Origin of the sequence: Streptomyces sp. NBC_00310, from assembly GCF_036208085.1 — a bacterium.
GTDB lineage: Bacteria > Actinomycetota > Actinomycetes > Streptomycetales > Streptomycetaceae > Streptomyces.
The window spans coordinates 6,356,385-6,382,170 of sequence record NZ_CP130714.1 but is presented as its reverse complement, the minus strand read 5'-3'; the positions used below and the strand labels follow the sequence as shown (position 1 = coordinate 6,382,170).

Here is a 25,786-nt window from a genome sequence, read left to right as displayed (position 1 = left end):
CGCCGCCGGCTCTGCGGCATCTCCGTGTATGTACTTTCTTTACACCCCATGGCAAACGCTTTCCCTTCCGGATGGTTGGATGCCAGGTCAACGGGTGAAACTTCAGGCGTACTCACCCCTTTGGAGCCGACGACGCCTCCAACTAGATTTGAACTACGAGGTAAATGGCACGAACGGGGGCAGTCATGGCCGATTCCAATGAACCGGACATAGTTGATTTTGCAGATTTCCAGCTCGAATTCGCTGACCTACCCGCCCTTTTGCGGGCATGGCGCACCGAGGCGGGCGCCAAACTCGGACGCAAAAAGCCGTTGCCGCAAAAGGAAGTCGCGCATCGAATGGGCGTCAGCGAACGCTGGTACCGCGCGCTGGAGAGCGGGGCCCAGGTCCCGCTCACCCTGGATACACTCACGGGTCTTGCCGACGCCCTGGACCTCGGGCCGGATGAACGTACGGCTCTGTACTGGTACCGGTTGACCGAGGTGTCGGACGAAGAACAGCCGAAGGGCGAGGACGGCAGGATCGCCCGGCTCAAAGAGTTCGTGGACGCACAGACGGCCTTTCCTGTCTACCTCATCGACCACGCGTGGAACATTCTGGCCTACAACGCGCTCATGGCCAGGTGGTTTCCCTGGGTCCGCGAGCCGAGGGCCAATCTCATGCGCTGGGTGCTGGAAAACCCGGACTCACGCGAACAGATCATTGACTGGAGGCAACAGGCCTCCCTGTATCTGGCCCAGTTGCGGTTCACTCTCGTCCGGCGCCCGGACGATCCGACGCTCAAGGGTTTACTGACCGGTGCACTGCTCGATCCCGCGTGCCGGGAATTGTGGGACGCCGGGCCACGCATCATCGCATTCCGGCAGGGCGGGAAATTCCGCCTGTCACTCCCGCATGTTTCACGGACCGAGCTGGTGGTCACCTCTCAGGTCCTCCTCCCCGCTTATTACCCGGGTGCCCGCTTCGTTGCGCTGATTCCGGTATAGCGTGGCGCCACCCCCGACTGCACTCTACACACAAAAACGTTGCTTCGAACCGGCAAATTTTTACCGCTTGACAGCTCTTCAATGCCCCCTGCAATCTCAGTCAGCGAGTCAGGGCAAGCGGTTGGCCGCAGCGGCCTTCATCGGCAACCCCTGACAGACGGGGGAGATTTACCTGTGTTACGTGCGAGAGGCGCCCGCGCTAAATCCGCATTTCTTTTCGGCACGGAGAGTTGACTTGGTAAGTCGATTGATGCCCGGACCGGACACCGCCCGGTCGGCAATGCAACCGCTGACCGACTCCGAAGCCCTCGTGGGCCTGCTGGACACACTGCGCCACCGTCCGGTGCGGGAGTTGCGGCTCGCGCTTCCCAGAAGACCGTACGAGCGCCGGGTGCGCGAGCAGGCGGCGCTACTGAGCGCGGAACTGGTGCGCCGTGGGGCGCAGGTGCGCGTCCTGCACCTCGAGGACGTCAGCCGTGATCCCGCCTACGCCGACGACACCCGGCGAATCGCCGCGTCGGGGGCCTGGATGCGGGCGGTGCCGCACCTGCCGGTGTGGATGGCCGTCGCCGACCGGGACTTCGCCATCGTCCCGTCGGACCCAGGTCTGGAGGACGCCCGCGCGACGCTCGTGCGCGGCAGGACCCTGGTGGGCGCCTACCAGGAGCTCTTCGACCAGGTGTGGGCGCGTTCCGCCGGGCCGGCCAGTGCGGCGGGCCCCGGGTGCGACGGACTCGACGAGCGGGAGCGGGAGGCCCTGGTGCTCCTCGCCGAAGGACTGACCGACGAAGGCATCTCGCGGCGCACCGGGCTGTCGGTCCGCACGATCCGCCGGACCATCGCGGGCGTGATGACCAGGATGGGAGCGCAGAGCCGCTTCCAGGCGGGCGTGGAAGCGGCTCGGCGGCAGTGGATCTGAGACCGGGTTCCGAGGGGGTTGCAGGCGAGCCGGCCGCCTACAGCCCCGTCCGGGCCAAGTCCCCTTCTGCGTACCGCTCACCGCTCGGCGGCATGAGCGCGTCGAGGCGGGCGAGCTGGTCGACGGTGAGGACGACCGCGTCGGCGGCGGCATTCTCTTCGACGCGGGTCACACGCTTGGTACCGGGGATGGGGACGACGTCGTGGCCCTGGGCGAGCAGCCAGGCGAGGGCGACCTGGGCGGGCGTGGCGCCGGCGTCGGCCGCGACGGACGCCACCTCGTCGACGATCCTCAGATTCCGTTCGAAGTTGGCTTCGGCGAACCGGGGTGTGGTCAGCCGGAAGTCGTCCGCGTCGAGTTCCCGCGGAGAACGGATCGCCCCGGTGAGGAATCCCCGGCCGAGCGGCGAGTAGGCGACGAGACCGATGCCGAGTTCACGGAAGAGCGACAGGAGCGACTCTGCGGGCTGCCGCGACCACAGCGAGTACTCCGTCTGCACCGCGGTCACGGGATGGACGGCGTGGGCCCGCCGGACAGTGTCCATGCCGGCCTCGGAGAGGCCGATGTGCCGGATCTTGCCCTCCCGCACGAGCTCGGCCAGCGCACCGACGGTGTCCTCGATCGGCGTGTCCGGGTCGACACGGTGCTGGTAACAGAGGTCGATGTGGTCCGTGCCCAACCGCCGGAGCGAACCCTCGATCGCCGTGCGCACGTTGGCCGGTGAGCTGTCGAGCACGTTGGGCCCCGCGCCGGCGTGCGAGACGAGACCGAATTTCGTGGCGATCACTACGTCGTCGCGGCGCCCGGCAACGGCACGGCCGACGAGTTCCTCGTTGACGAACGGGCCGTAGATCTCGGCGGTGTCGAGGAAATTCACGCCGAGGTCCAGCGCCCGCCGAATGGTGCGGACGGCCTCCTCCTCGTCGCTGCCCGCCCCCGTGTAGTAGTCGGACATCGTCATGGCGCCCAGGCCGATGCGTGACACATCGAGCCCGCCGAGCGAAACACGCTGCACTACGACCCGCTCCCTTGCTGTTACGTCTGCATCAAGTATCCGGTCCGGCGTCAACTCTACGAGAACTAACGCTGGTTGGGTGAATTGGGGGTTCGCCATGGCAGCAAGCGGCCATGCACCTGTCGACCGCCGCAGCACCGTGCTTGACTCGAATTGGCCCGCCGGTGTGGGCCACGGAAAAAACGGAGACCGTAAATGCCGAACATGATGCTCGGGCCAATGAACGTCGACGGCGCCTGCGAAAACGAACAACTCACCCGGCGTATGGGAATTGCAATCACCATCTGTGAACCGGGACTTGTGGTGGGCACGATGCCCGTCGCCGGGAATCGTCAGCCGATGGGAATTTTGCACGGCGGCGCGAACGCCGCGTTCGCCGAGACGCTGGGTTCGGTCGCCGCTTTCCTCCACGCGGGCCCCGGCGGGAACGCGGTGGGCGTCGACCTGTCCTGTACACACCACCGCTGGGTGTCCTCCGGGACTCTCACCGGAGTCTGCAGGCCGCTCGACGAGCGAACGGCGATGGCCTCCTACGAGATCGTCGTCACCGACGGCTCCGGGAACCGCGTCTGCACCGCACGGCTCACCTGCGCCGTTCGCCGCGCCGGCGGCCGTCGCGGGCCGGGCCCGCGCATGTCGCCCGCTCCGACGACGGCAACGGAACGATCCATACGAACGGAGCACCGATGACCCCGATTTCAGCACGGACTGTGCTGTCGTCCGTGGACGACCAGCTGGGGCCGGCCGAGCAGCGCTTCTTCGGCCGTGGCTTCCGCCGGGTCGCCTACGACATCGGCGAGGTACACCTCGCCCGCAGCGAGGACGGCGCTGTCCTCGCACGCTCCGCGGTCGGCGTCCGCTACCCGGCCGACTGGTCGAAGAAGGCGGCCGGCACGGATCTGCGTCCGCACTTCAGCACCGTCGACGGGATCGTCGTCGCCGCCCAGCTGGCCGAGGCGTGCCTGAGCGGCCCGGGCGCGGACCTGCGCGACGCATGGTTGCGCAAGGTGCGGCTGACGGCCGGTTCCAGCCCTCAGGAGGAGCTCACCGGTCTGCCGGCCGAGGCGACGCTGCGCCGTACCGACCCGGTGGCCGGGCACCCTGCGCGCGTGGTGTCCGTCGTCGACTGCGCGGTCGGCACCATGCGGGTGCGGTGCGAGGTGGAACACTCCCCCGCCCGGCCCGTGGAGGAGGAACGCACGTCGTCCGGACTGGACGCGCTCCTCGGTCCCGCGGCGGACCGCTACTTCGGCGTCGGCTTCACCACGCGCCGACAGTACGTCCGTGATGTGGAGGTCGACCACCGGGAGCTGTGCGCCGACGCCACGCTCACCCTCAGCCACGAGGACGGGGCGGCGGTGCCCGGCGCGGGCATCGAGGGCGCGTACCAGCCGTCGGTGTCGGTGATCGACGCCTTCGTGACGGCCCTGCAGCTCGCCCAGATCATGCTCTACGACCTCGACGACATGCGCCGCCAGGACAGCAACACCCTGTGGATGCGGCAGACCACGCTGACCGCCTCCCGCCCGGACCGCCCCGCCGAGGGCGTGCCGGTGCGCACCCGGCTGGCCGATCCCGGTCTGCTGCGGATGAGAGACGGCACCTGGCGCACGCTTGACGTCGTGGCCGAACTCGCCGGCATCCAGGTGCGGTCCGCGGTGGCCCATCAGCTTCCGGAAGGACACCCGACGGCATGACCACAACGGCAGTGATCGCCGGGGTGGGTGGCTTCGTGCCCCCGCGCGTGGTGACGAACGACGAACTCGCCCAGCGCCTCGACACCTCCGACACCTGGATCCGCAGCCGGACCGGCATCGCACAGCGCCATGTCGTCGAGCCCGGCACCACCACCAGTGACCTTGCCGTCGAGGCCGGTCGGCGGGCTCTGAAGAACGCCGGTGCGGACGGCGCCGACCTGGTGATCGTCGCCACCACCACCCCTGACCGCCCCTGCCCGGCCACCGCGCCGACCGTCGCCACCCGCATCGGGCTGACCGATGTACCGGCGTACGACGTGGCGGCGGTGTGCTCCGGTTTCGTGTACGCCCTTCAGGCCGGCACGGCCGCCGTGACCTCGGGATTCGCCGAGCGGGTCCTGGTGATCGGCGCCGAGTCCTTCAGCACCGTCCTGGACCCCTCCGACCGCACCACCTCCGTCATCTTCGGCGACGGGGCGGGCGCGGTGCTGCTGCGGGCCGGCGACCACGACGAGCCCGGCGCCGTACAGGAGGTGCACCTGGGCAGCGACGGTGCGATGGCCGACCTGATCACGGTCCGCGGCGGCGGTGCCGAGGAGCGGTCCCGGGGCGGGGTGCCGCGCGAGGAGGACCGGTACTTCCGCATGGACGGCAAGTCCGTCTTCTTCGCCGCGGTGCGCCGCATGGCCGAGTCCTCGCGCACGGTACTGACCCGTACCGGCTGGGAGGTCGCCGACGTCGACCGGCTGGTCGGCCACCAGGCGAACACACGCATCCTGCATGCCGTCGCCGAACAGCTCGGACTGCCGCCGGAGCGCGCGGTGCTGAACATCGACCGCGTCGGCAACACCTCCGCGGCCTCCATCCCTCTCGCCCTCGCCGACGCCATGGCCGACGGACTGCTGAGAGCGGGCGACCGGGTGCTGCTGACAGCCTTCGGAGGCGGCGCCACCTGGGGCTCGGCCACCCTGACCTGGCCCGACCTGCCGGTCGGCTGAGACCCACCCGAAATCACAAACCCCCTTTTCCGTAAGACCAGTTGAGGTGACCCATGACCGGTTCCGTCACGACGATGATCATCGAGATACTCACCGGCAAGTTCGAGATACCCGCGGAGGAGGTGTCCCGGGGCACCGTCTTCGATGACCTCGCGGTCGACTCCCTGGCCCTGCTGGAGGTGTCGCTGATCCTGGAGAAGCGGCTTGGCGTCTCCATCGAGGAGGGCGTGCTGAACTCCCAGCAGACCATCGACGAGGCCGCCCAGGTCGTCGAGGGCCTCGGTGCCCCGGCAGCCACCGGGCCGGCCGCCGCCTGAACGGCCGGCACGGCTCCCGCCATGCGTATCGTCCTGCTCCGCCACGGAGAGACCGACCGCAACGCCACCGACCGATTCCAGGGGCAGGCCGACATCCCGCTGAACGACACGGGAGTACGGCAGGCGCAGGTGATCGCCCGGTCGTTGAGTCCGGACAGCTGGTCGGCGGTCTACTCCTCGCCTTCGGCGCGCGCCGCCCAGACCGCCGCGTACGCCGCAGGTCGGCTCGGCGTCCCCCATCGGCGCCTCGACGGACTGCGCGAACGCGACCTGGGCACACTCGACGGCCAGGACCGCGCCGAGTTCGCCCGGCAGCACCCGCGCACCATGCGGCGGCTGCTCACCGACCCCGACTATGCCCCACCCGGCGGCGAGACCGGCAGAGCCGCGCTCTCCCGCTCGGCCGCCGCCCTGCGCACCATCGCGGAAGCGGAAGCAGAGGCCGACAAGACCGGCCGGAACCCGCCCGCGCCCGCGGTCCTGACCGTCACCCACGGCGGTGTGCTGAACCTGCTGACGCGGGCCCTGGCCGGCGCCGTCGCAACGCCCGAGGTCCTGGTCGGCACCTGTGCCGCCGTCTGCGTGGACGTCGAGTGGTCACCCGCCGGCCGTCCGCGTGCCGCCCTGCGCCGGTGGAACGTGGCCCCGCACGAGTGCGAGGAAGCGCCCGCGCCCACCCCGCCCCCGTCCTTCGTCGACCTCGGCTCCCTCGTCTTCGACGAGCTCAACTCCAAGGAAGTGACCCGTACATGAGCATCGAGATCACCGTACTCTTCGACGTCGTACCGGACCGCCTGGCGGACACCGCGGACGCCTTCGTGGAACTGTGCGCCGCGACCCGTCAGGAGGAGGGCGCGTTGCGCTTCGACGCCTGGCGGTCCGAGGAGCACGAGAACGTGATCGTGCTGGTCGAGGAGTGGGCCGACCAGGCGGCCATCGACCTGCACATGAAGGAGCCGTACGTCGCGGACTTCCTCGCGAAGGTCGAGGGCGCCTATGTGCGTCCTCCTTACGTCCACCGCCTGCGCCCCCTCGCCGCCTGACCCATGGTGAGCGACATGCGGCAGCCGCGCGTCCTCGTGGTCGGCGCCGGTCCCGTCGGGATGGTCCTCGCCTGCGAACTGCTGGCGCACGGTGTTCGGGCCGACGTCATCTCCAAGCTCCGCAGGCAGAGCCCGCACTCACGCGCCACGATCCTGTGGCCCCGCATCCTGGAACTCCTGGACCGGGTGGGCGTGGGACGGAAACTGGTCGACAGCGGCCACTACTTCGACCAGATGAACTACTACTCCCAGAAGAAGCTGATCGGCCTGATCCGGTTCGACCGGCTGCAAGGCGTCGGTTATCCCTTCGCCATCACCATCCCGCAGTGGCGCACCGAGGCGATCCTCGAGGAGCACCTCACCGCGCTCGGCGGCACCATCGAGTACGACACCACCTTCGTAGACGGCACCCAGGACCCGGACGGGGTCCAGTGCCGGCTCCAGCTCGCCGACGGCCGGGCGCGGACCCGTACATACGACTACGTGGTCGGGGCCGACGGTTACAACAGCGCCGTCCGCGAGGCGTTCGGCTTCCGGTTCGCCGGCCGGACCCTGCGCACCCGGCTTGCCATCACCGACGCCGAGATCCTGGGCGAGACCACCAGCAGCGAAGCGGCGTACTACCTGACCCGGACCGGGAACATGGTGCTGGCGCCGCTCGGCGACGGAGTCTTCCGGGTCGGCGCCAGCGTGCCCGACGACTACACGGGCGACACGCCGGACCGCGCCTTCTTCGAGAGGCTGCTCGCCGAGCGCGTCCCCGGGGCGCGCAGGCTCGGCGAGATGAAGTTCAGCGGCATCTTCACGGCTCACGTCCGCTCGGCGGGCACGTACGGCAGCGGCCGGGTCTTCCTGGCCGGCGACTCGGCGCACGCGATGAGCCCGTCGGGCGCGCAGGGGCTGAACACCGGCATCCAGGACGCAGTCAACCTCGGCTGGAAGCTGGCCGGTGTGGTGCGTGGCGACTACCGCACGGACCTGCTGGACAGTTACGACACCGAGCGCAGGCCGGCGGTCGACGCGGTCGCCGGACTCTCCACCCGCCTGGCCCGGATCGGCCTGTACTCGACCCGGCGGCAGACCCTCGCCCGGGATGCCGTCTACCGGCTGGGCACCACCACTCAGACGCTCGAAAAAGTGCTCGCGCCCAAGCTGGCCCAGCTCGACACCCACTACGGCCCCCGGCCGAAACGGCGCTCCCTGGTGCCGGGGGAACGCCTGCCCCTCGGCTGGCGTGAGTCGCCGGCAGCCCCCGTCCTCGCCGTGGACCGCTACACCGTGCTGCTGTGGCCCGGCCTCCAGTACCGGTACGAGCGCTGGACCGGGCTCGTCGACAAACTGCGCGAGCAGCTGACCGCGGTGACCGTCTCCGACCTGGGCGGTCGCCCGCCCGGCCCGCTGCTGGGCAAGCTTCCGCGCGAGGCACACGCCCTGCTGGTCCGCCCCGACGGCCACCTCGACGTGCTCGTCCCGCTGGACGACCGCGCTCCCGCCGCCGCCGTCCGCGTGGTCGGCCAGGCACTCGCCCGGCATGCACAGCCCCACACCACCGCCCCGCAACTGGCCGGTCAGCCGGCCTGACGCCTTGTTCCCGGCACAACCCGAAGGAGCCCGTCATGAGCACCACCCCCCGCGTCACCCTCACCGAAGTCGCCGACATGACGCCCGACCAGCTCGCGGTGTACGAGAAGTTCCAGTCCAACCTGACCCGCGCGCTGCTGCTCACCAAGAACTCCGCGGCCGCCCACCTCGCGCTCGGCGGCACCTTCACGGTCGGCCTGCTGAGCCTGCTGGACCGCGAGGTGGTCGTGCTGCGTGTGGCCAGGCTGCGCGACAGCGAGTTCGAGCGCCTGCTGCACTACCCGCTCGCGAAGAAGGCCGGTCTGGAGGACACCGAGATCAAGGCGATCGAGGAAGGCCTCTACGACCAGCTCCCGCCCGCCCGCGCCGCCCTGGTCCGCTACGTCACCGACTGCATGGTCGACCACAGGGCGAGCAAGGAGGCCTTCCTCGCGCTGCGCGAGCACTACTCGCAGAACGAGATCGCCGAGATCACGCATCTCGCGGGGCACAGCGCCATGACCGCCATGTACCTGGCCAGCCTGGACATCCCGCTCGACGAGGGCATCGCGTCCTGGGGCCGGCTCACCGAGGTACAGGACGAGGTCAGGAACTGATCCCGGCCGCTCGCCCGATCCGAGAGGAAGAACGTTGCAGTACGTCCGGCTGGGCTCGTCCGGCCTGAAGGTGTCGCGACTGGCGCTGGGATGCATGAGTTACGGCGAGCCCCGACTCGGCACCCATCCCTGGTCGCTGCCCGAGGAGGAGAGCCTCCCGTTCCTCGCCCAGGCGCTCGAACTGGGCATCAACTTCTTCGACACCGCGAACATCTACTCGCTGGGCACCAGCGAGGAGTTCCTGGGCCGCGCGGTGCGCAAGCTGACCCGGCGCGAAGACGTCGTCATCGCCACCAAGGTCTACGAGAAGCTCAAGGACAACCCGCTCTCGGGCGGGCTGTCCCGCTCGGCGATCATGCGCGAACTCGACGCCAGCCTGCGGCGGTTGGACACCGACTACATCGACCTCTACATCGTCCACCGCTGGGACCACGAGACCCCGGTCGAGGAGACCATGGAGGCGCTGCACGACGTGGTGCGCGCGGGCAAGGTCCGCTACATCGGTGCCTCCTCCATGCACGCCTGGCAGTTCGTGAAGGCGCAGTACGTCGCCGATCTCCACGGCTGGACGCGGTTCGTGAGCATGCAGAACCACTACAACCTCGTCAACCGCGAGGAAGAGCGCGAGATGCTGCCGTACTGCCTCGCGGAGGGCGTCGGCGTCACCCCGTGGAGCCCGCTGGCCCGCGGAAGGCTCACGCGCGACTGGGACGCCGAGTCGCCCCGCACCGGGGGCGACCCGATCCAGGACCGCTTCTACGGCCCCACCGAGCGGGCGGACCGCGCGGTCGCCCGCGTGGTCGCCGAGATCGCCGCCGAACGCGGCATCCCCATGGCCCAGGTGGCCCTCGCCTGGCTGCTGCGTCAGCCGGTGGTCACCGCGCCCGTCGTCGGCGCGACCCGGCCGCACCACCTCGAGGACGCCGTGGCGTCCCTCGACGTGAGGCTCGACGACACCGAACTCGCCCGGCTTGAGGCGCCCTATGTGCCGCACGCCGTCGTGGAATACGTCTGACCGACAGGCAGGTGGAGGAACCATGGGAATAGCCGACTACGCCCTGGCGATGCCGAGCGGGAAGCGATGCGTCGACGACGTCAGCCGGGAGTCGGGGTACACCGTCGAGAAGCTCGGCCAGATCCTTCCGTCCGGGAAGTTCTCGGTGCTGGCCGAGGGCGAGACCTCCTGGGGGCTCGGCCGGGACGCCGCGGCCAGGCTCCTGGCCCGCAACCCGGTACCGCTCGAGGAGATCGGACTCGTCCTGTACGCGGGCTCCAGCGAATGGGGCACACCCTTCTGGTCGCCCGCCGCCAAGATCGCCCAGGAGCTGGGGATCGCGGACGCGCACTGCTTCGAGGTCTCCAACTTCTGCAACGCGGGCATGGTCGCCGTGAAACTGGCGGACGACCAGGTGCGGGCGGGCACCCACAAGCACGCGCTGGTGATCATCTCGGACAGGCTCAGCCAGCTCGTCGAGTACGGCACCCGCTACATCGAGCTGTTCAACTTCGCGGACGGCGCCGCCGCCGTACTGATCTCGGCCGACGCCAAGTACGAGGTGCTGGGCGCCGCTCACCACACCGACCCGCAATGGGTGGACTCGTACTACGGCGAGATCAAGGAAGGCAGGGTCAAGGTCGAGCGGGGCGAGAAGCTCGACGGGCTCGGCGAGGCGTTCCTCGACAACTTCACGGCCCTGACCCACAAGGTCCTCGCCGGCCTCGGGCAGAAGGTGGCCGACGTGTCGTACTTCCTGGTCACGCACGGCAACCAGGACACCCACCGCAAGTACCTCGCCGCACTGGGCGTGCACACCTCCCGCAGCGTCTTCCAGTACGACCGCGACGGCCACCTCGGCGGTGCGGACCCGTTCCTCGCCTTGGAGGAGCTGGAGCGGGAGGGCCGGATCGCCTCCGGCGACCTGGTGGTCGTAGCGACCGCGGGATCGGGTTTCACCTGGGGTGTGACGGCGATCCGCCGGACGTGACCCGCGTATGGCAAGGGGAAGGGCTCCCGGTTCTTCTTGAGAACCGGGAGCCCTTCCCCTTGCCACGTGTTCAGCGACGGTGAACGGAGTTCAGATCCACCGTCAGGAGCTGCAGCGCCGCCTCGTGCGGTGAGTCGGGTTCCGCATGGTAGAACTTCAGGATGTTGCCGTCCTGGAGGTCGGCGGACTGGTACATCAACTCCAGCTCACCGACGACCGGATGGCTGAAGAGCTTGGTGCCCTCGATGCAGTTGGCCACCCGCTGTCGGCACCAGAGTGCCGCGAACTCCTCGCTCTGAATGGTCAGTTCACCGATGAGCTCGGCCAGTCGTGGGTCGTGCCGGTGGTTTCCGGAAATGAACCGCAGATAGGTCACGTTCGACTCGGACTCCGTGGCCCAGTCCGCGTACAGGGTCCGGACGTCCTCGTCGAGGAAGTTCATCTTGATGACGTTGGGGCGCAGTTCGGCGTCCTCGGTGACATCGAAATCGAGATGCGGCGCGAACAGCCGGTGGTACAGCGAGTTCCAGGCGAGGATGTCGCACCGGTAGTTCAGCACGGCCGCGGCCACGTTGCCGAGTGACGCCATCAGCATTTTGGTGCTGGGGCTCAACTGGTCGTCATGGGGCGCCTGCTGCTGCGGGTTCTGCACCGCAGTCCCGATCTTGAGCAAGTAGTCCTGCTCGTCGAGGCTCAGATCCAGAGCGCGGGCGATGGAGAGCAGGACCTGCGGGGAGGCGTGCGCGGTCTGCGACTGCTCGAGCCGGGTGTAGTAGGTCTGACTCACTCCCGCGAGTGCTGCCACCTCCTCCCGGCGCAGTCCGGGAACCCGCCGGGAGCCGCCGGCGCGCAGTCCCCGCTGCTCCGGCCGGACGCGCTCACGCATCTGCCGCAGGTAGCTGCCGAGGTCGGTGTTCACGATCTGTTCCACCCTTCTCATTATGAAGTGCCGTACCGCATCGGCAATATCGCCCCGTCCCGCGGTGACCGACGCCACGACGGCCGGGCGGGCGGTCACTGCTCCGCCCACCCGGCCGTGCGGGCCACCGCGCCGGGGGATTTACGCGGTGACGGATGCCGCCTGCCGGGCCCTCCCGCGCAGCACCAGCCACAGGAGAAGACCGACGGCGACCTGGGAGAATCCGGCCACGCCGATCGCCACGTGGATTCCGGTGAGCTCCTCGGCGGCGGTGACGGTGCCCTGTCCGATGAAAGCGGCGAAGACCGCGCTCACCAGCGGGATGCCGATCGCGATGCCGACCTGCTGGCTCTGGGTGGCCATGCCGGTGGCCATGCCCTGCGCGTCGGAGTCGACGGACGAGGTGGCGATGACCATGAAGCACAGGGCGGCCAGCATGGAGAAGAAGGCGTTCACGAACTGGGTGGCGATCAGCGGGATCAACCAGTACGAGTCCGAGGTGGCCCACAGCGCCGGCAGCATGAACGCGCCCTGCAGGAGCAGGGAGACGCCGAGCATCGTGCGCGGCGAGACCCGCTGGAGGATGCGCGGACCGACGGTGCCGGCGACGATCTGGCCCACACCGATGCCGAGCAGCACCAGGCCGGCGACCATGGACGACAGGCCGAGCACGTTCTGGACGTAGAGGCCGGTGAAGAAGATCAGCGCGGTCTCGCCGCCGAAGATGAACAGTGCTGCCAGGTTGCCGAAGGCGATGTCGGGCTTCTTGAGGATCTTCACCGGGACCAGGGCGTCGACGGTACGGCTCTCCACGGCCCAGAAGACGCCGAGCAGAACGGCGGCTGCGATCAGCGAGGCGCCCGCGACCAGATCGAGGCCCTCCTCGCCGACGCGGGTGACACCGTAGATCCCGGCGAACAGGCCCAGGGTGATCAGCAGCGCACCGGGCAGGTCGATGCGGCTGCGCTGCTCCGCCCGGCTCTCGTCGACGACGATCGGCACCACGACGATCGCGGCGATGGCCACGGGGATGTTGATGAAGAAGGCCCAGCGCCAGGAGAACACGTCCGTGAGGACACCGCCGAGGATCGCGCCGACGCTGAAGCCGGAGCTCATCATCACGCTGTTCAGGCCCAGCGCCCGGGTGCGCAGGCCGGGTTCGGTGAAAGCGGTGGTCAGCAGGGCGAGCGCGGCGGGCGTGACGGCGGCGGTGGCCAGGCCCTGCAGAGTACGGGCGACCAGCAGCATCGTGGGGGAGTCGGCGAGGCCGCCGACGAGCGAGGAGACGCTCAGAAGGACCATCCCGGCGGTGAAGATCCGCCGACGCCCCACGTAGTCACCGACCCGTCCGAAGACCAGGGTGCACCCGGCGGCGCACAGCGCGAACGTCGTGGTGATCCACTGCAGGCTCCCCGTCGAGAACCCCAGGGACGTGCCGACCTCGGGCAGCGCGACGTTCAGCACGGAGAAGTCGGCGGCCATCATGAACTGCGACGCCAGCAGCACCACCAGGGCGGCGACCTGACGGCCTGTCATACGGACACTGGTCGGCGGCGCGGCCTCGGAGGTCGTGGCGGTATCAGCGGTAGTCATGCGTCCCAGCCTCTGCCGCCCGCCGCCACCCAGCCAGATCCCTCTTGACGGCACTCCTGCGGAGACTGTCACTGGCAGTGCCACCCTCGCACCGCGCCCGATCCCGTCGGCGGCCGGCCCCGCAGCGCCTGCCGGGGCAAACCACGACGGTGTCCGAGCCGACAGTCATTGCGGCCTACCGCATCCGGGCCCCGCCTCCTGCGCAGCCACAGCACGGCGCCCGTCCTGGCGCCGCCGGAATCGCGCGCCGGATCCTGGGTGTGAGCAGCAACCGGTGCAGAGCCCTCTTCCTGGCTGTGGGCACTCGGACCCTGAATCTGTGAAGATCCGGAGTGGGTGAGTCTCTGTAGAGGGTCTACAAGCGAGGGCCTGCAAGTGCATGGCGGAGCTCCGGGACGATGCCGCCACGCCGTATCGTTCGAATCCGGGCCCCTCAAGGTGGTCGTGGTGGAGGATCTGGGCGCCAGCCACCGACACGCCGAATGCCACAAGACCTCAGTGGCGAAATCATGACTCACCGCAAAAAGCCCAGGTCACATGCCTGGATCACCGAGTTCCAATGCGCACCCCCTTGCGCTCCCCTCACCCCGCGACCACTCCGCAAGCTGACCAACCATCAGGAGCTCATCGCAAAAGACCAGGTCAGATGGCATCTGACCTGGTCATAAGTGGAGCCGCCTTCGGGATTCGAACCCGAGACCTACGCATTACGAGACCATGAGCGTTCGTGTTGCCGGGTGCCGCATGATGCCGCCGAGTGACGTTTTTCCTGATCAGATGGCATGCGGCACGTTGAACTGTGCTGCCCCGTGATGCACCGTCCAAAGGCGTCTGTCCACCGACTGTCCACCGGCGAAGCCGCCAGGGGAGGTTCGTAAGGCAACTGTAGACCTGCAAGCGTAACCCTTGAAAAGGTTAGACGGGCACGTGAGGGCGCCTGTCTGATCTCCACAAAGCGCCTTAATCAGCCTCCACCGCTTCGAACTCGACCACGTGGCTTTGTTCATCAGCTTCAGGTTTGAAAGAGCGGTTCATGTGGCGCGAATCCAAGATCCTGGAGATCAACGAGGGCGGAGCAAGGTGCAGCGGATACTGATCGCGGGGGAGCTGCTTACCGACGGGCTGACGACACGTAGCCCGGCCCTGGGTCACTTCTCCCGGGTGAAGCGGACGTCGAGGCCGCAGGGGACGTCGGGATCGTTAGACGCACAGAGGGTCTTGCCGTCGTCCACGACCGCGAGCTGGAGATTGCAGTCCCAGTCCCAGTACTCGCGGGCCAGCCCGAGACCGATCCAGGAGCCCGACTTTGCCGTCTTCGACATGTGGCTTCCGTTGGCGTCGTCGACGAAGAAACCCCAGCCGCCGCCGGATTTCCCGCTGGGGCAGTCGGCCGTGGCGAGCTCCTTGGAATCGAGGCCCGTGGCGGTGAATTTCCGGTCGTCAGAAAAGGAGATCCTTTCGCCATCGGGTCCCTTCCAGTTCCCCACGATGCGCGCTGCCGAGACCTTCGCCGTGTCGTCGGTGGTGGAGCACGCGGCCACCAACAGAAGGGGAAGCAGGGCGGTGGCGGCAAGGCGGCCAGCCCTCAGGTGATTCTTGAACACGCTGTGATCCTAGGGTTGGGGGTGGGAGGACCGTGGGGCCGGGGCCGGTGTGTGGCCCCGGCCCCACGGCCTATCTGTGCGTGGCTGCTAGTCGAGCCATTCCGAATAGTTCACGCTCTCGTTGACGGGCCACTTCTCCTCCCATGAGAAGTCCTCCGTCACGGCCGCGCCGAACGTGTCCTCGAAGGCCGGGTTCCACGACCGCGGGATGACGTGGGTCGCGGATCGCCAGTCGGAAAGGTTGGTGGCGGTGAACTTCAGCGTGACCGACTGCTCCTTCTTGTTGATCGACTTGATCCTGCCTGTGGCCGAGTAGCTGCCGAGGAACGCGTCCGCCTGGTTCTCCGTCCCGAGACCGCCGTTGGTGAGCACACCGCCGATGTCGTTGGCTGCCCCGCGTAGGGAGTTGAACTTGTACCAGGGGCTGCCCGGCTCGGGGCCCTTGTCCTTGTAGAGGAAGGGGATGGCTTCCTTTGCGGCCGGGGCCCTCATGCCCTTGTCCCGGGCCTGGCCCACCAGCTTCGTCCGCCATTCGCCGAAGGTCTCGTCCTGCGCCAGGATCGAGGTGAACGCGTCACCGCCCCGGAAGTTCTGCTGCTCCCCCAACGGGAAACCGCCGCCCCACAACCAGCCGAAGAACAGGCCGCGTGAGGTCTCCCAGTCATTGTTCGCCTTCGGATCGCTGACGATGCCCCAGTTGGGCAGGGTGGCCAGATATTCACTAAGGGGCCTGCCATTCACTTCCCATGGCGTGTCCCAGGATTTGGTGATGAGGTTGTAGGTCGCGCCGGGCTTGTAGTTGAGGAGCGGCATCCCGGAGGGGTTGCCGTAGGAGTTCGTCGGGGCGGTGCCGCCGGACGAGCCGATCGCGTCGATGGCGGACCCGATGATGTTGCGGAGGCCGCGCACGGCGCCACCAACGATCGCGCTGATGCCCCCGAGAATGCCACCGACGCCGTCGGACATGCCGGTCGGGTCGGAGTTGGTGATGGGGCTGTTGCTCGAGTAGGCGTAGCCGTTGAGTGTCTGCGGCTTGTCCGGTTCGAGCAGCGGGTCGACGCTCAGGAAGCGGCCCGTCGCCGGGTCGTACTGGCGGGCGCCGAGCTGGGTGAGGCCCGTCGTCTGGTCGGATGGCCTGCCCAGGAAGCCCTTGTCGTCGGGCCAGCTGCCGCTCGCCGTGCCACGCGGGGCACCGAACGGCTTGGTGTAGCGCTTGACGAAGGCCAGAGTGTCCGAGGCGATCGCCAGACTTGAGGTGCCCTGGTGGTTGCCGGCCAGGAAGGTCAGCTTGGTGCCGGACACCCCGGCGGCTGAGGTGCGCACCGCGAGGGTCGTGCTGCCCGCCGTGTAGCTGCGGGTGCCCGACAGTGCCTTGGTGGCGCCGTTGCCGCTGACCTTGAGCCGGACCTCGGTCGTGCCGAGGTAGAGCACGGTCTCGCCGTCGGTGGTGGTGGGCCGCTTGATGAGCAGCTCACCGCTCGCGTCGTAGAGGTATCCGGTGCCGGTGGCGGGCTTGCCGTTCGCGGCGGGTTCGCTCGCGGTGGCGACCCTGCCCTCGGTGTCCCAGGCCAGCGTCTGGGTGGCCTGGGTGCCGGGCCGGGTCCAGGTGTTGCCGTTCTCGTCGTAGGTGTACTTCACGGTCGTCGAGCCGCTGACCGTCGAGGACAGGGCGTGCGGCTGGCCCCTGTCCGTGCCGTACTTGTACTCGGTGGTGACGTCGCCCGAGGCGCTGTGCTCCACCTGCTGGGAGCGCAGGCCGGAGTCGTTGTACTGGTAGCTGGTCCAGTACGGCGCGGCCCCGCCCAGGTTGGCGGTGGTGCGGCCGGATGCGGCGCAGTCAGCGGCCTTCGGGGTCCAGGCCTCACTCAGGCGGCGGTAGCCGTCGTAGGTGAAGCACTGGTAGTCCTCCTTGCCGGTCCCACCGAGGGTGGTGCCGTCGTGGACTGCGGTGATGTTGCCCGCGTCGTCCTGGCTGTATTTCAGCTCCTGGAGCATGTAGCCGTGTACGTCGTCGGTGACGTACGACCGGGTGAGGCGACGGGTGCCAGCCTCGTAGTCGTGGTTGACGTACACCTTCTTCGCGGCGCTCGGGTCAGTGGCGAGCGTCAGTTGGCGCAAATCGCCGAGCGGGGAGTAGGCGACGCCCTGGAGGTAGCCGGTGGTGCCCTTGGCGGTCAGCACCTGGCCGAGTGCGTCGTGGGTGTAGGAAACAGTTTCCCCTGCCAGCCCGGCCACTGCGGGTGCGGCGGCCTGCTTCACCGTGCCGTCGAGGTTGTAGCCGGTGGAGAAGGACAGGGTGCTGGGCACACCTGCCGTCACCAGCGGGTCGTTGGAGGGCAGGATCAGCTGATTGTTGGTGACCTTGTACAGCGGGTCGTAGGCGGTGACCTTCTGGGTGTAGGCCTTTCCACTGACGCCGCCGTCGTAGCGCACGGCTGTGTCCTGCTGGCCCTTGGCGAGGGTGTCGAAGGTCCAGGCCGCCAGTTTGTTGGCGTCGGTCTTGGACGTCTGCCACATGCCGGTCTTGCGGCCGAGGACGTCGTACTCGAAGAGCAGCGCGTTGCCCGGGCGGCTGTCGGTCGACTTGATTGCCTGGTCGAGCTCGTTGTGGTCCGTGGTGGTCGTCCCCTTGTCGGGGTCGATCACGGTCCGCTGCCGACCGAAGAGGTCGTAGGTGTACGACCACTTGGACTTGTCGTGTGCGGTGATCGTCTCCTGCCGGTCGGCGTCGTCGAAGGTGTAGCGGGTGGTCATGTAGTCGGTGCCGGTCGGATTGCTGCCGGCGTAGTCACGGCGTTCGACGGTCTGGCCGAGCGCGTTGGTGACGACCGCGCTGGCCGTGCCACCAGCCGGGGCGCTCGCGAGGACCGTGTCGCCCTTGTAGGTGGTGTCGAGCGACCATTTGGTGACGCCGTAGCTCTTGGTGGTCACCTTGGTGACGCGTGCCATGCCGTCGAAGACGCTGTCGCTCTGCCTTGGCGCCTGTCCGCCGTCGATCTGCACAATCGAGGAGGACGGTGCGGCCGTACTGTCCCAGATGTCGCCTTGAGCAGTCACGGCGAGACCGCGGCCGTCATACAGGGTCTGGGCGATGACCCGCCCGCCCACAGCCGAGGGCGCCTGCACCTGGCGGGTGCGCAGCAGTGAATCGTAGATCTCGTAGGTGGTGTTGTAGCCGGAGCCGTCGCCCTTGAGGGTGGCGCTGGAGACCCAGGGCAGCGCGTCGGCCTTGACGCTGTACGCGTACACGTAGTTGGCGGTCTTTCCGAGCGCGCGGGAGCGGTTGGGCAGCCAGACGGAGGTGACCCGGCCAAGGCTGTCGTATGCCGTCTCCGTCACCCGGTTGTTGGGGTCGGTGACCTTGAGGTCCGTGCCCAGGGCGAAGTCCTTGACGGTGACCGTCTTGTAGGCCTTGGCGTTGCCGACCTTCGTCTGGGTCAGCGGACCGGCCGAGACCGGAACGTATTCGGTGGTGGACGTGGTGACGTTGTTGGTGTTCTTCATCAGGGTGGGGCGGCCGAGCGTGTCGTACTCAGTGACGGCCGTCTGCTGCCACAGCGGCTGGTCGTCACCTCCGTATCCCTGGGCACGCCCCGTCCACCGGGCGTCGCCCTTGGTGGGCTTTTGTGTGGTGGACCAGGTGGTGGTGTCGTACGCGGTCGCCGTGTCGGAGATGACATCGCCGGGGCGGGTGTGGTCGGCCGGCAGGTCCAGGGAGGAGTCGGCGACGGAGCACTCCTGGCCGACGGTCCGGGTCCGGGAGACCGTGGAGATCAGGTTGACCGTCTCGTTGCGGGCGTACCAGGTGCGGGTGCATTTCTCGTCGCCGGCGACGGCGTTGTCACCGGAGTCTTCGACGGTCTTCGGCATTCCGAAGTCGTCGTATGTGGTCTTCGTGGTGCGCACCCGGTCGGCCGGTGTGAGCTTGCTGGTGACGTTGGTGCGGGCGTGGGAGGCGCCGATGCGGACGTAGTAGGCCTCGGTGTTGGCGTAGGACTTGTGCTGGGTGGCTGTCTGCTGAGACCAGGGGTCGTTGACAGTGCCGGAGATTTCGGTGGCGCCGTCGTAGGAGACGGACTCCCGGTTGAAGCCGGCGTACTGCTCGGAGTCGGTGATCTCATCGGCCTTGATGCCGGTGACCTTGACGGTTTTGCGGGCGTCGGGGTCCAGCGTCTTGCCGTCGGCGGCAAGCACGCGGTCGCCGTTCATGCCGCGGAGGTATACCGAGACTGTCCTGGTCTGGGTGCCTTCCGACGGGCCGGTGAGGTGGGTGACCTTCTGGTAGCCGCGCCACTCGGACCAGGTGCGCTCCTTGGCTGGGGTCAGTGGGTCCTCGTTGTAGTGCCAGGCACCGCCGCCGGAGTACTGGTAGGTGTGCTGGACCGCCTCGGAGCCGCCGAGCGGGTCGGTGGTGCGCACCCCGCTGACCGGGTACTTATGGAACCAGTCGAGGATCGGGTTGTCCTGGCCGTAGGGCGACCAGTACACCGGGTAGCAGCGCTTGGTGTTTTCGTCGGCCTTGGGCATGGTCTGTCCAGCCACGCAGTCTGCGGCGAGGTAGTCGACGATCGTCTGCGCGCCCGTTTCGGATACGACCGTCTTCAGTCGTGGACGCTCGAAGGACAGGATGTCGTCGCTTGGGCTGTCCACCCGGTTGGGCAGGAAGACGTGAGAGAACTTCACCGGGTCGAGGTCGAGATCGGGGCCGCGCTTGCCGATGTGCTTGATCTGGTCGAGCCACAGCGACTGGTCGGTGGAGTCACCTGTGTCGCCCGGGTCGAGGTAGAGGTGCTTCAGCTCCCAGGTGTCGACCGGGGCGAAGGCGGGGGTGGCTGCCGCAGCTTCCCACGCGTAGGTGGTGACGGAGGTCAGCCGCTTGCGGGTGAAGAAGGACGGGCTGTCGAGGTAGGGGCACTTCTCGCCGTCCTTGCAGACCTGGTCGAAGGGCACGTCGGGCCAGTTGTCCCGGGTGTCCTTGGTGAGCGAGTCGCAGCCCGTGCCGGAGGCGAGGCAGCGCTCGGCGTAGGAGAGGACGACTTTGTGCGAGGCGGCTGGGGAAGCGCTGAACAGGGCGCCAGCGCGCTGTCCGTAGCGGATCTCCTTGAGGTAGCCGCCACGGGTGTAGGGCGTGCCGGTGTCGTCGTCGCCAAGCTTGTCGTAGTTGTTGGTTTCGTCTTCGTACCAGTAGCTCTGTGCGTTGCTGTGGGTGTCTTCGACGTAGTCGAGGTTCCATCGCCAGGCCTGCTGCTTGGCGCGGTCGGCGAAGGCATCGCCGGAGGAGTAACCGGGCTCACCCTCGTCGTCGCCGAAGACTGGCACGGTCCACACCGATTTGGTGCGGGCGTCGTCGGCGGCACCGTCGAGCTTGTTCAGACCGAAGACGAATTTGGTGCCGTCACCGGTGACGACGGTCCAGTACTCGCCGTTGTCGTCGCCGTTCTCGGCGTCAGTGGAGTGGATGACCTTGGAGGCATCGTCGTTCTTCAGCCGCCACTGGCCGGTGGTGTCGTCCTTGACCAGTTCGGTGGCTTTGCCGTTGAGCACCAGGGACGCGTTGTCGTACTTCCAGCACATGTCGTGCTTGTCGCTGTGGCCGTCGTCGGTGCAGGAGCCGTACTTGCGCTCGATGTACGACGAGGTGATCTCGAAGCCTTCACCGACCTGGGTGCCCTGGTTGTTGGTGGTGGAGGTACGGCCGTCCACGCTGGAGGAGTCGTAGGAGATCTCCAGCTCCACGCCCGGGCCGGCAGCCGGCTGGGGTGCCTTGAGCGGGTAGGACCAGGTGAAGCTGCCGGAGCTGCCGCCGGCCTCCCAGGTGGAGGAGGCGGAGAGCGGGGTGGCCTTGTAGTCGCCGTCGGCGGAGGCAGTGCCGGCTGCAAGAGCGAGCATCATGGTCTGTCCGGAGGCCGCGGACATTGTGCTCGCCGAGTGGGCGGTCTTCGCCGTCTTCGCCGCAAACGACAGGTCGGCGGTGATCCGTTCCTCGCCCCGGGTGTTGACGAAGCCGACCGGGGTCGCAGTGCGGCACTTCGCGGTCGCCGCTTTCTTCTGGGCGCAGTCGGGCAGCCGCAGCACCTGCAGCCGGCCGGCCCAGTCGCCGCCGTAGGCCGACGCGAACGCCGAGTAATCGATGCCGAGGCGGGCCTGACCGCCGGCTGTGGGGCCGGTCACCTTCAGGACCACGCCCTTGACGCCCAGGTCCTGGGCGGCCTTCTGATCCAGGACGTCGACCCGGACAGATTTGGCGCGCTTGGCCTTCTTGGCAGCCGGCGCGGTCAGGGTGACCGGCAGGGTGCCCGGTTCCGCCTTCGCCGCGCCGGAGGCAGGCAGGGTGAGGCGGGCCGAACCATCGGTCGGCCAGGTGGTGCCCCTGGCACGGTCCTTGGCTGCTCGCTTGGCCGCCGTCTGGTCGGCGCGGGCAGCCGTACGCATGGCGGCTGCGGTCTTGGTGTCCGTCTTCGCCTTGAACGGCTCGACCTTCTGGGCGCGTGGCTTGGACAGCTCGGGCCGGCCCAGCGGGTCGTCGGCGAACGCCACGGAGGGAGCGAGCAGGCCGGGCAGCATGCCGAGGCCGACGACGGCGCTGACGCGTCGCAGCCACGGCGTCCGTGAGGGCCCGCTCCGGTCCGGGGCAGGCCGGACCGGGGGTATGTGTCGCATGGAGTGCCTTTTCTGAGAAGGATGCGCGGGTCGCAAATGGATGCGGATCAGTGAGAAAGCGCAGATTCCCTAAGCCCGCGGTCTGCGCGTCTGACGGAGTGTCGGCCGACGCACGGGGGAGCCGGTCGGCTCGGAGCGGTGCACTCCGAGCCGACCGGTGGGTCTGCCTGGCGGGCGATCTGGGTCAGCCGCCGAGGACCTGCGAGCGGATCTGGTCTGCGGTCATCGCGCCGGTCCACACCCGCAGCTCCTCCAAGGAACCGGGCAGGTAGTTGCCGGTGGTACCGCTCTTGCTGCCGCGGCCCAGGGAGAGAGCCCCGCTGCCGTACTGCAGGGCTGTGAACCCGGAGGCTGTGTCGGAGGGCTGGTCGAACTCACCCACGAAAAGGTGGAGTCGGCCGTAGCGGGTCTCCGTCTTGGCCTCGTCGTTCGGGTCGGTCCACAGCCAGGACTCCTGGGCGTCGAAGACGCCGGTGACCTGTACCCAAGTGTCGGTCTCGGCGATGTCGCCGCCGGGCACCTCAGCGCTCTGGGTGACCTTGCCGTCGCTGCCGACAGCGGTGCGGGTGAACTTCCACTGGTAGACGCCGTCAGCGGGTTTGACCACCCACAGCGCCCACGAGGACTCACCGTTGCTCGCCTGCTGTGCGGCGACCTGCGCCTGATAGCCGACCGGCTTGGTGGCCAGCTTCTCGGAGTCCAGCTCGATCCGGGCGGTGGCGGTGAATGAGCCGCTTTCGTCAGTGACCGGGCCGGTGGCGGCGGCGTAGCCGGTGTTGCCGTCGAGGACGAGGGCGTTGTTCTCCGCGTCCAGGGTTGCGCCGGAGGATGACAGCGGCATGTTCGGCGCGGGGTAGGAAGAGACCTCCTTGACCTCGGTGCCGGTGGACGAGGCCGCGTCCCAGTGGGCGACCAGTTCGTTGGCTGGGACGCCGTTCTCCAGGACCATGGCCTCCTGGGCGATCTCGTCGGGTTGGAGCACTCGCTGCCACACGTTGATCTCGTCCAGGCGTCCGCGGAAGAACTCGCCGTATTCCCCGCCGACCAGGGAGCGTCCGAATTGGAGGCCGCTGGAGGAAACCCACGGCTGGTAGGCGGTCGCCAGGGAGTTAAGTACCACGGGCTGGCCCTGCGGGCGGCCGTTGACGAACAACTGAATGGTGTCGTTCGTCTTGTCGGTGTCCCTCTTGGTGTCGAAGACGGCGGACAGGTGCGTCCACACCTTCAGCGGCGGGTTGGTCGCATCGGCGAGCGAGCGCAGGTACACCGCGCCGGTGTCGACGTCGGCGGCGGTGCGGTTGAACACCCACTTCTTGTACGACGCCGAGTAGTACAGCGTGAACGCCGAGCCATGGGCGCCGGGGGCGGACATCACCACGTGGCTCTGCGAGGCGTCCGTGAGGTACACCCAGCTTGAGACCGTGAAGGAGTCCTTGGTGTTCACTGCCGGGGCTGCGGTAGCTGCATAGGCCTGCTGCTTGGCCGGGTCGGTGCTGTCCATCCACAGCGAGTAGTCCGTGTCGCCGCGACGAGCGAGCGAGGACCAGCTGGCGCCGTCCGTGTAGAGGGTGGCATTGTGGCGGGTGCCTTCGGTGGCGGTGTCTTTGGCGACGGTCACGCCCGAGCCGGGCGCGGCGTCGTCGAAGTGCCAGGTTCCCGAGGCGCCTTGGGCCGGGGCGACCTTGAAGGAGAACTCGGCGGGCGCGCCCCACCGGTTGCGGACGTCCTTGGCCTCTACCGACAGCACCTGGATGCCCGCGAGTGACGGGGAGACGTTGGTGGCGGTGACCGTGGAGCCGCTAACGATCTTGGTCTGCTGGGCCGAGCTGGTCAGCAGCCTCCAGCGGTAGCCGGTGATGTCGGTGTCGGCGGTGTTGGGCTTGAAGGTGAAGCTGCCGGGCTCGCCTGGGCCGCCGGCTGCATTGCACAGGTTGGTGGTGCATCCGCTGTACGGGGTGCCCGCGGTGATCTTCGGGGCCTTCGGGGCCGTGGAGTCGATTTTGAAGTAGCACCATCTGGAGTACGAGGAGAACAGGTCGCCAGCTCTGCCGTCGTACGACCAGTGCGACTGGGTGCGCGAGCGCAGCCGGTACAGGCCGCCATCGGCCCGATCTGACGTGCGCATCTTCTCCAGCGTGCCGTCCGGGTCCCAGCCGGTGTCGGGGCGGTGGCCGGACCAGACCTGGTGCCATGCGGCGTCGTCACCACGCTCGACGACGTACTCAGCCTGCAGGGAGCCCTCTTCGTCGCCTTTGTTGTGCTCGACCTTGGTCTGCACCCGCGCCTGGACCATCGGGTCGACCCGAGAGACGATCAGCGGGTCAGACGAGGAGGTCTTGCAGTACGCGGTCGTGCCGTCGCCTGGGATCACTCCGACGTCGGTGGGCACGCCCGGCTTGAAAGCGTAATTGACCTTCAGCTCGGCGTTGTCATCGAAGCGCTTCCACGCCTCGGGGTCGGACTCGTCCTTGGCCCGCAGCATCAACGTGAGCCGGGCGATCTTGCCGTCTGCGAAGCTGCGCACGGTGGATGTGAGGTTTTCGTCGCCCTCCTTCGTGCTGTCGTTGAACTCGACCCACTGGTCTGGCTGTTCAGAGCTGCACTGGGTGCCGCGGCCTGCCGATATATACCGGTCGCCCATCTGGTCCAACTGGGTCGGGCCAGGCCACCGGGTGCCCTCAGAGATGTTATCCGTGCGCTCCAGGTCGACCCACTTGGGGTCACAAGCGAACGACCAGGTCTCGTAAGCCCGGAAGGTAGCGTCGAGGACGTACTTGCCCGCCAGCTTCGACGGCGAGAACTCGAAGTACATGCGGTTGGTGTAGTTGCTGCCGCAGTAGTACGGGCCCGAGACGCTGCACCGGCCGACGCCGTAGTCGCCGTTGAACTGCCAGAACTTGTCGCCGTCCGAGGAGAGCACGGTCCGCTCAGACACACCGAGCCCTACCGACGGGTCGATGTAGACGGGATAGATGGTGCCCTTGCCGCGCAGCAGGTCCAGGTCCGGCTTGACCGAGACCGTGTCGCCATCGACCTGTACTGGCATCACGGCACTCGTGTCACCGGCGCGAGGCTGGGTCCCCTCCTCGACCGGGTCGGGGACCTCGGCGGGGGCGGATGTCTCGTCGGACACAGCGAGTTGCGTGCGCACGCCCTCGGCGCTCGGTTCCTCCGTCTGGCCAGCGGAGTCCCACATCTGGCCCGCCGGGCCCTTGAACACCGTGTTGCCATCCGCGTCGACCGCACGCAGACCGCCGCCCGCACCCGGCACCACATCCAGGTCGGTGGCCGAAACCTGCAGTTTGATGTGCTCAAGGGCCGGATCAGCGGCCGCCGCCGCAGACTTGACCACGAGAACCTCGCGGTAGCCCTCGGCCGTGGCGGTGAGTTCCAGGTCGACGCCCTTGAGGACCTCAGGGTAGATGGCCTTGGCTCCGTCGAGCCGGGGCTCGGGCAACGCGCCCGGCCAACTCAGCCGCATAGCCCCCTTGTCGTTGCCCAGGCTGATCAGCGGGGAGTCGCCGCCTTCGGAGAAGGACAGGTCCACCACAACGGACTTGGGGCCGACGGTGCCGTCGCCCCGCCGCTCGAGGGTGGCGTCCACTTTGTTCCAGGAACCGTCGTCGCTCTTCACCCGCTGCGGCACTGCGGACTGCACGAGTGTGTAGGTGCCGTCCGGGTTGGCCATGCTGGTCGAGTACTCAGTGCGCTCGCCAGTGACCTCGACCTGCTCGCCGGTGGCCGCCGCACGCTCCGAGGCTGTGCGGTGCGTGGTCTCCGAGGAGGCGGGCGCGGAAGGTGCGTCTGTCGTCGTTGCCGCCGCAGCGGTTGGTGCAAACGTCGGCAGTGGCGCGAGCAGCGCCATCGACATAA

Annotated in this window: 18 protein-coding genes; 12 read left to right on the top strand and 6 right to left on the bottom strand. The window is 68.1% G+C overall.

All coding sequences use genetic code 11. From position 1 onward, the window contains the following. The first annotated feature begins 185 nt into the window (after positions 1–185). Together OG202_RS27900 and OG202_RS27895 are read left to right on the top strand one after the other, a co-directional pair. Positions 186–986, top strand: coding sequence for a helix-turn-helix domain-containing protein (locus OG202_RS27900; RefSeq protein WP_327728383.1), 801 nt, complete (start codon positions 186–188; stop codon positions 984–986). A 280-nt stretch (positions 987–1,266) separates the two neighbouring features. Continuing rightward, positions 1,267–1,905 (top strand): helix-turn-helix transcriptional regulator, encoded by a 639-nt coding sequence (locus tag OG202_RS27895; protein WP_327728384.1) that lies wholly within the window; start codon positions 1,267–1,269, stop codon positions 1,903–1,905. Positions 1,906–1,942: 37 nt separating this feature from the next. Here the strand turns inward: OG202_RS27895 and OG202_RS27890 are convergent, their stop codons facing one another. Then, a complete protein-coding gene (locus OG202_RS27890) occupies positions 1,943–2,920 on the bottom strand; it encodes an aldo/keto reductase (RefSeq protein WP_327728385.1) in 978 nt (325 codons plus the stop codon). A 195-nt stretch (positions 2,921–3,115) separates the two neighbouring features. On the opposite strand from OG202_RS27890, the gene OG202_RS27885 reads away from it, so the two are divergent. Genes OG202_RS27885 through OG202_RS27840 form a run of 10 tightly spaced genes read left to right on the top strand, consistent with a single transcriptional unit; the run spans position 3,116 to position 11,137 of the window. After that, complete coding sequence (locus tag OG202_RS27885; RefSeq protein WP_328223785.1) at positions 3,116–3,610, top strand: hotdog fold thioesterase; 495 nt, start codon at positions 3,116–3,118, stop codon at positions 3,608–3,610. Further along, the gene (locus OG202_RS27880; RefSeq protein ID WP_327728386.1) at positions 3,607–4,617 is read left to right on the top strand and encodes an AvrD family protein; all 1,011 of its coding nucleotides are present in this window, start codon (positions 3,607–3,609) and stop codon (positions 4,615–4,617) included. The genes OG202_RS27885 and OG202_RS27880 overlap by 4 nt, the downstream gene beginning before the upstream one ends. Next, positions 4,614–5,615 (top strand): beta-ketoacyl-ACP synthase III, encoded by a 1,002-nt coding sequence (locus OG202_RS27875; RefSeq protein WP_328223784.1) that lies wholly within the window; start codon positions 4,614–4,616, stop codon positions 5,613–5,615. Before OG202_RS27880 ends, OG202_RS27875 begins: the two co-directional genes overlap by 4 nt. 53 nt (positions 5,616–5,668) lie before the next feature. Then, positions 5,669–5,932 carry an acyl carrier protein gene (locus tag OG202_RS27870; RefSeq protein WP_327728388.1) on the top strand — a complete coding sequence of 88 codons (264 nt, stop codon included), beginning with the start codon at positions 5,669–5,671 and terminating at the stop codon, positions 5,930–5,932. Positions 5,933–5,953: 21 nt separating this feature from the next. Then, a complete protein-coding gene (locus OG202_RS27865) occupies positions 5,954–6,685 on the top strand; it encodes a histidine phosphatase family protein (protein WP_327728389.1) in 732 nt (243 codons plus the stop codon). Continuing rightward, a complete protein-coding gene (locus OG202_RS27860) occupies positions 6,682–6,975 on the top strand; it encodes a putative quinol monooxygenase (protein WP_327728390.1) in 294 nt (97 codons plus the stop codon). Before OG202_RS27865 ends, OG202_RS27860 begins: the two co-directional genes overlap by 4 nt. 15 nt (positions 6,976–6,990) lie before the next feature. Further along, entirely contained in the window at positions 6,991–8,556 is a 1,566-nt protein-coding gene (locus OG202_RS27855; RefSeq protein ID WP_327728391.1) for an FAD-dependent oxidoreductase, read from the top strand. A gap of 35 nt (positions 8,557–8,591) precedes the next feature. Next, positions 8,592–9,152, top strand: a complete 561-nt coding sequence (locus OG202_RS27850) for a carboxymuconolactone decarboxylase family protein (protein ID WP_328223783.1) — start codon at positions 8,592–8,594, stop codon at positions 9,150–9,152. A gap of 34 nt (positions 9,153–9,186) precedes the next feature. Beyond that, positions 9,187–10,167 carry an aldo/keto reductase gene (locus OG202_RS27845; protein ID WP_327728393.1) on the top strand — a complete coding sequence of 327 codons (981 nt, stop codon included), beginning with the start codon at positions 9,187–9,189 and terminating at the stop codon, positions 10,165–10,167. A 22-nt stretch (positions 10,168–10,189) separates the two neighbouring features. Beyond that, complete coding sequence (locus OG202_RS27840) at positions 10,190–11,137, top strand: 3-oxoacyl-ACP synthase III family protein (protein ID WP_327728394.1); 948 nt, start codon at positions 10,190–10,192, stop codon at positions 11,135–11,137. A gap of 70 nt (positions 11,138–11,207) precedes the next feature. Here OG202_RS27840 and OG202_RS27835 read toward each other — a convergent pair whose 3' ends face one another. The 5 genes from OG202_RS27835 to OG202_RS27815 all read right to left on the bottom strand — a co-directional run bounded on the left by OG202_RS27835 (position 11,208) and on the right by OG202_RS27815 (position 25,601). After that, positions 11,208–12,077: a helix-turn-helix transcriptional regulator gene (locus OG202_RS27835; protein ID WP_327728395.1), complete on the bottom strand. Its 870-nt coding sequence runs from the start codon at positions 12,075–12,077 to the stop codon at positions 11,208–11,210. Between the two features lie 120 nt (positions 12,078–12,197). Continuing rightward, complete coding sequence (locus OG202_RS27830) at positions 12,198–13,703, bottom strand: MFS transporter (protein ID WP_328223782.1); 1,506 nt, start codon at positions 13,701–13,703, stop codon at positions 12,198–12,200. 1,094 nt (positions 13,704–14,797) lie between these two features. Continuing rightward, positions 14,798–15,253, bottom strand: a complete 456-nt coding sequence (locus OG202_RS27825; protein WP_327728397.1) for a hypothetical protein — start codon at positions 15,251–15,253, stop codon at positions 14,798–14,800. 87 nt (positions 15,254–15,340) lie between these two features. Continuing rightward, complete coding sequence (locus OG202_RS27820) at positions 15,341–21,913, bottom strand: RHS repeat domain-containing protein (RefSeq protein ID WP_327728398.1); 6,573 nt, start codon at positions 21,911–21,913, stop codon at positions 15,341–15,343. 184 nt (positions 21,914–22,097) lie between these two features. Further along, the gene (locus tag OG202_RS27815; protein ID WP_327728399.1) at positions 22,098–25,601 is read right to left on the bottom strand and encodes a LamG-like jellyroll fold domain-containing protein; all 3,504 of its coding nucleotides are present in this window, start codon (positions 25,599–25,601) and stop codon (positions 22,098–22,100) included. Positions 25,602–25,786 lie beyond the last annotated feature (185 nt).

What these genes read in the sequence shown, in the direction of transcription:
- OG202_RS27885 (WP_328223785.1), top strand. Translation starts at nt 3,116, where the DNA reads ATGCCGAACATGATGCTCGGGCCAATGAACGTCGACGGCGCCTGCGAA.
- OG202_RS27875 (WP_328223784.1), top strand. Translation starts at nt 4,614, where the DNA reads ATGACCACAACGGCAGTGATCGCCGGGGTGGGTGGCTTCGTGCCCCCG.
- OG202_RS27855 (WP_327728391.1), top strand. Translation starts at nt 6,991, where the DNA reads ATGCGGCAGCCGCGCGTCCTCGTGGTCGGCGCCGGTCCCGTCGGGATG.
- OG202_RS27860 (WP_327728390.1), top strand. Translation starts at nt 6,682, where the DNA reads ATGAGCATCGAGATCACCGTACTCTTCGACGTCGTACCGGACCGCCTG.
- OG202_RS27850 (WP_328223783.1), top strand. Translation starts at nt 8,592, where the DNA reads ATGAGCACCACCCCCCGCGTCACCCTCACCGAAGTCGCCGACATGACG.
- OG202_RS27895 (WP_327728384.1), top strand. Translation starts at nt 1,267, where the DNA reads ATGCAACCGCTGACCGACTCCGAAGCCCTCGTGGGCCTGCTGGACACA.
- OG202_RS27880 (WP_327728386.1), top strand. Translation starts at nt 3,607, where the DNA reads ATGACCCCGATTTCAGCACGGACTGTGCTGTCGTCCGTGGACGACCAG.
- OG202_RS27840 (WP_327728394.1), top strand. Translation starts at nt 10,190, where the DNA reads ATGGGAATAGCCGACTACGCCCTGGCGATGCCGAGCGGGAAGCGATGC.
- OG202_RS27865 (WP_327728389.1), top strand. Translation starts at nt 5,954, where the DNA reads ATGCGTATCGTCCTGCTCCGCCACGGAGAGACCGACCGCAACGCCACC.
- OG202_RS27835 (WP_327728395.1), bottom strand. Translation starts at nt 12,077, where the DNA reads ATGAGAAGGGTGGAACAGATCGTGAACACCGACCTCGGCAGCTACCTG.
- OG202_RS27820 (WP_327728398.1), bottom strand. Translation starts at nt 21,913, where the DNA reads ATGCGACACATACCCCCGGTCCGGCCTGCCCCGGACCGGAGCGGGCCC.
- OG202_RS27815 (WP_327728399.1), bottom strand. Translation starts at nt 25,601, where the DNA reads ATGGCCAACCCGGACGGCACCTACACACTCGTGCAGTCCGCAGTGCCG.
- OG202_RS27870 (WP_327728388.1), top strand. Translation starts at nt 5,669, where the DNA reads ATGACCGGTTCCGTCACGACGATGATCATCGAGATACTCACCGGCAAG.
- OG202_RS27900 (WP_327728383.1), top strand. Translation starts at nt 186, where the DNA reads ATGGCCGATTCCAATGAACCGGACATAGTTGATTTTGCAGATTTCCAG.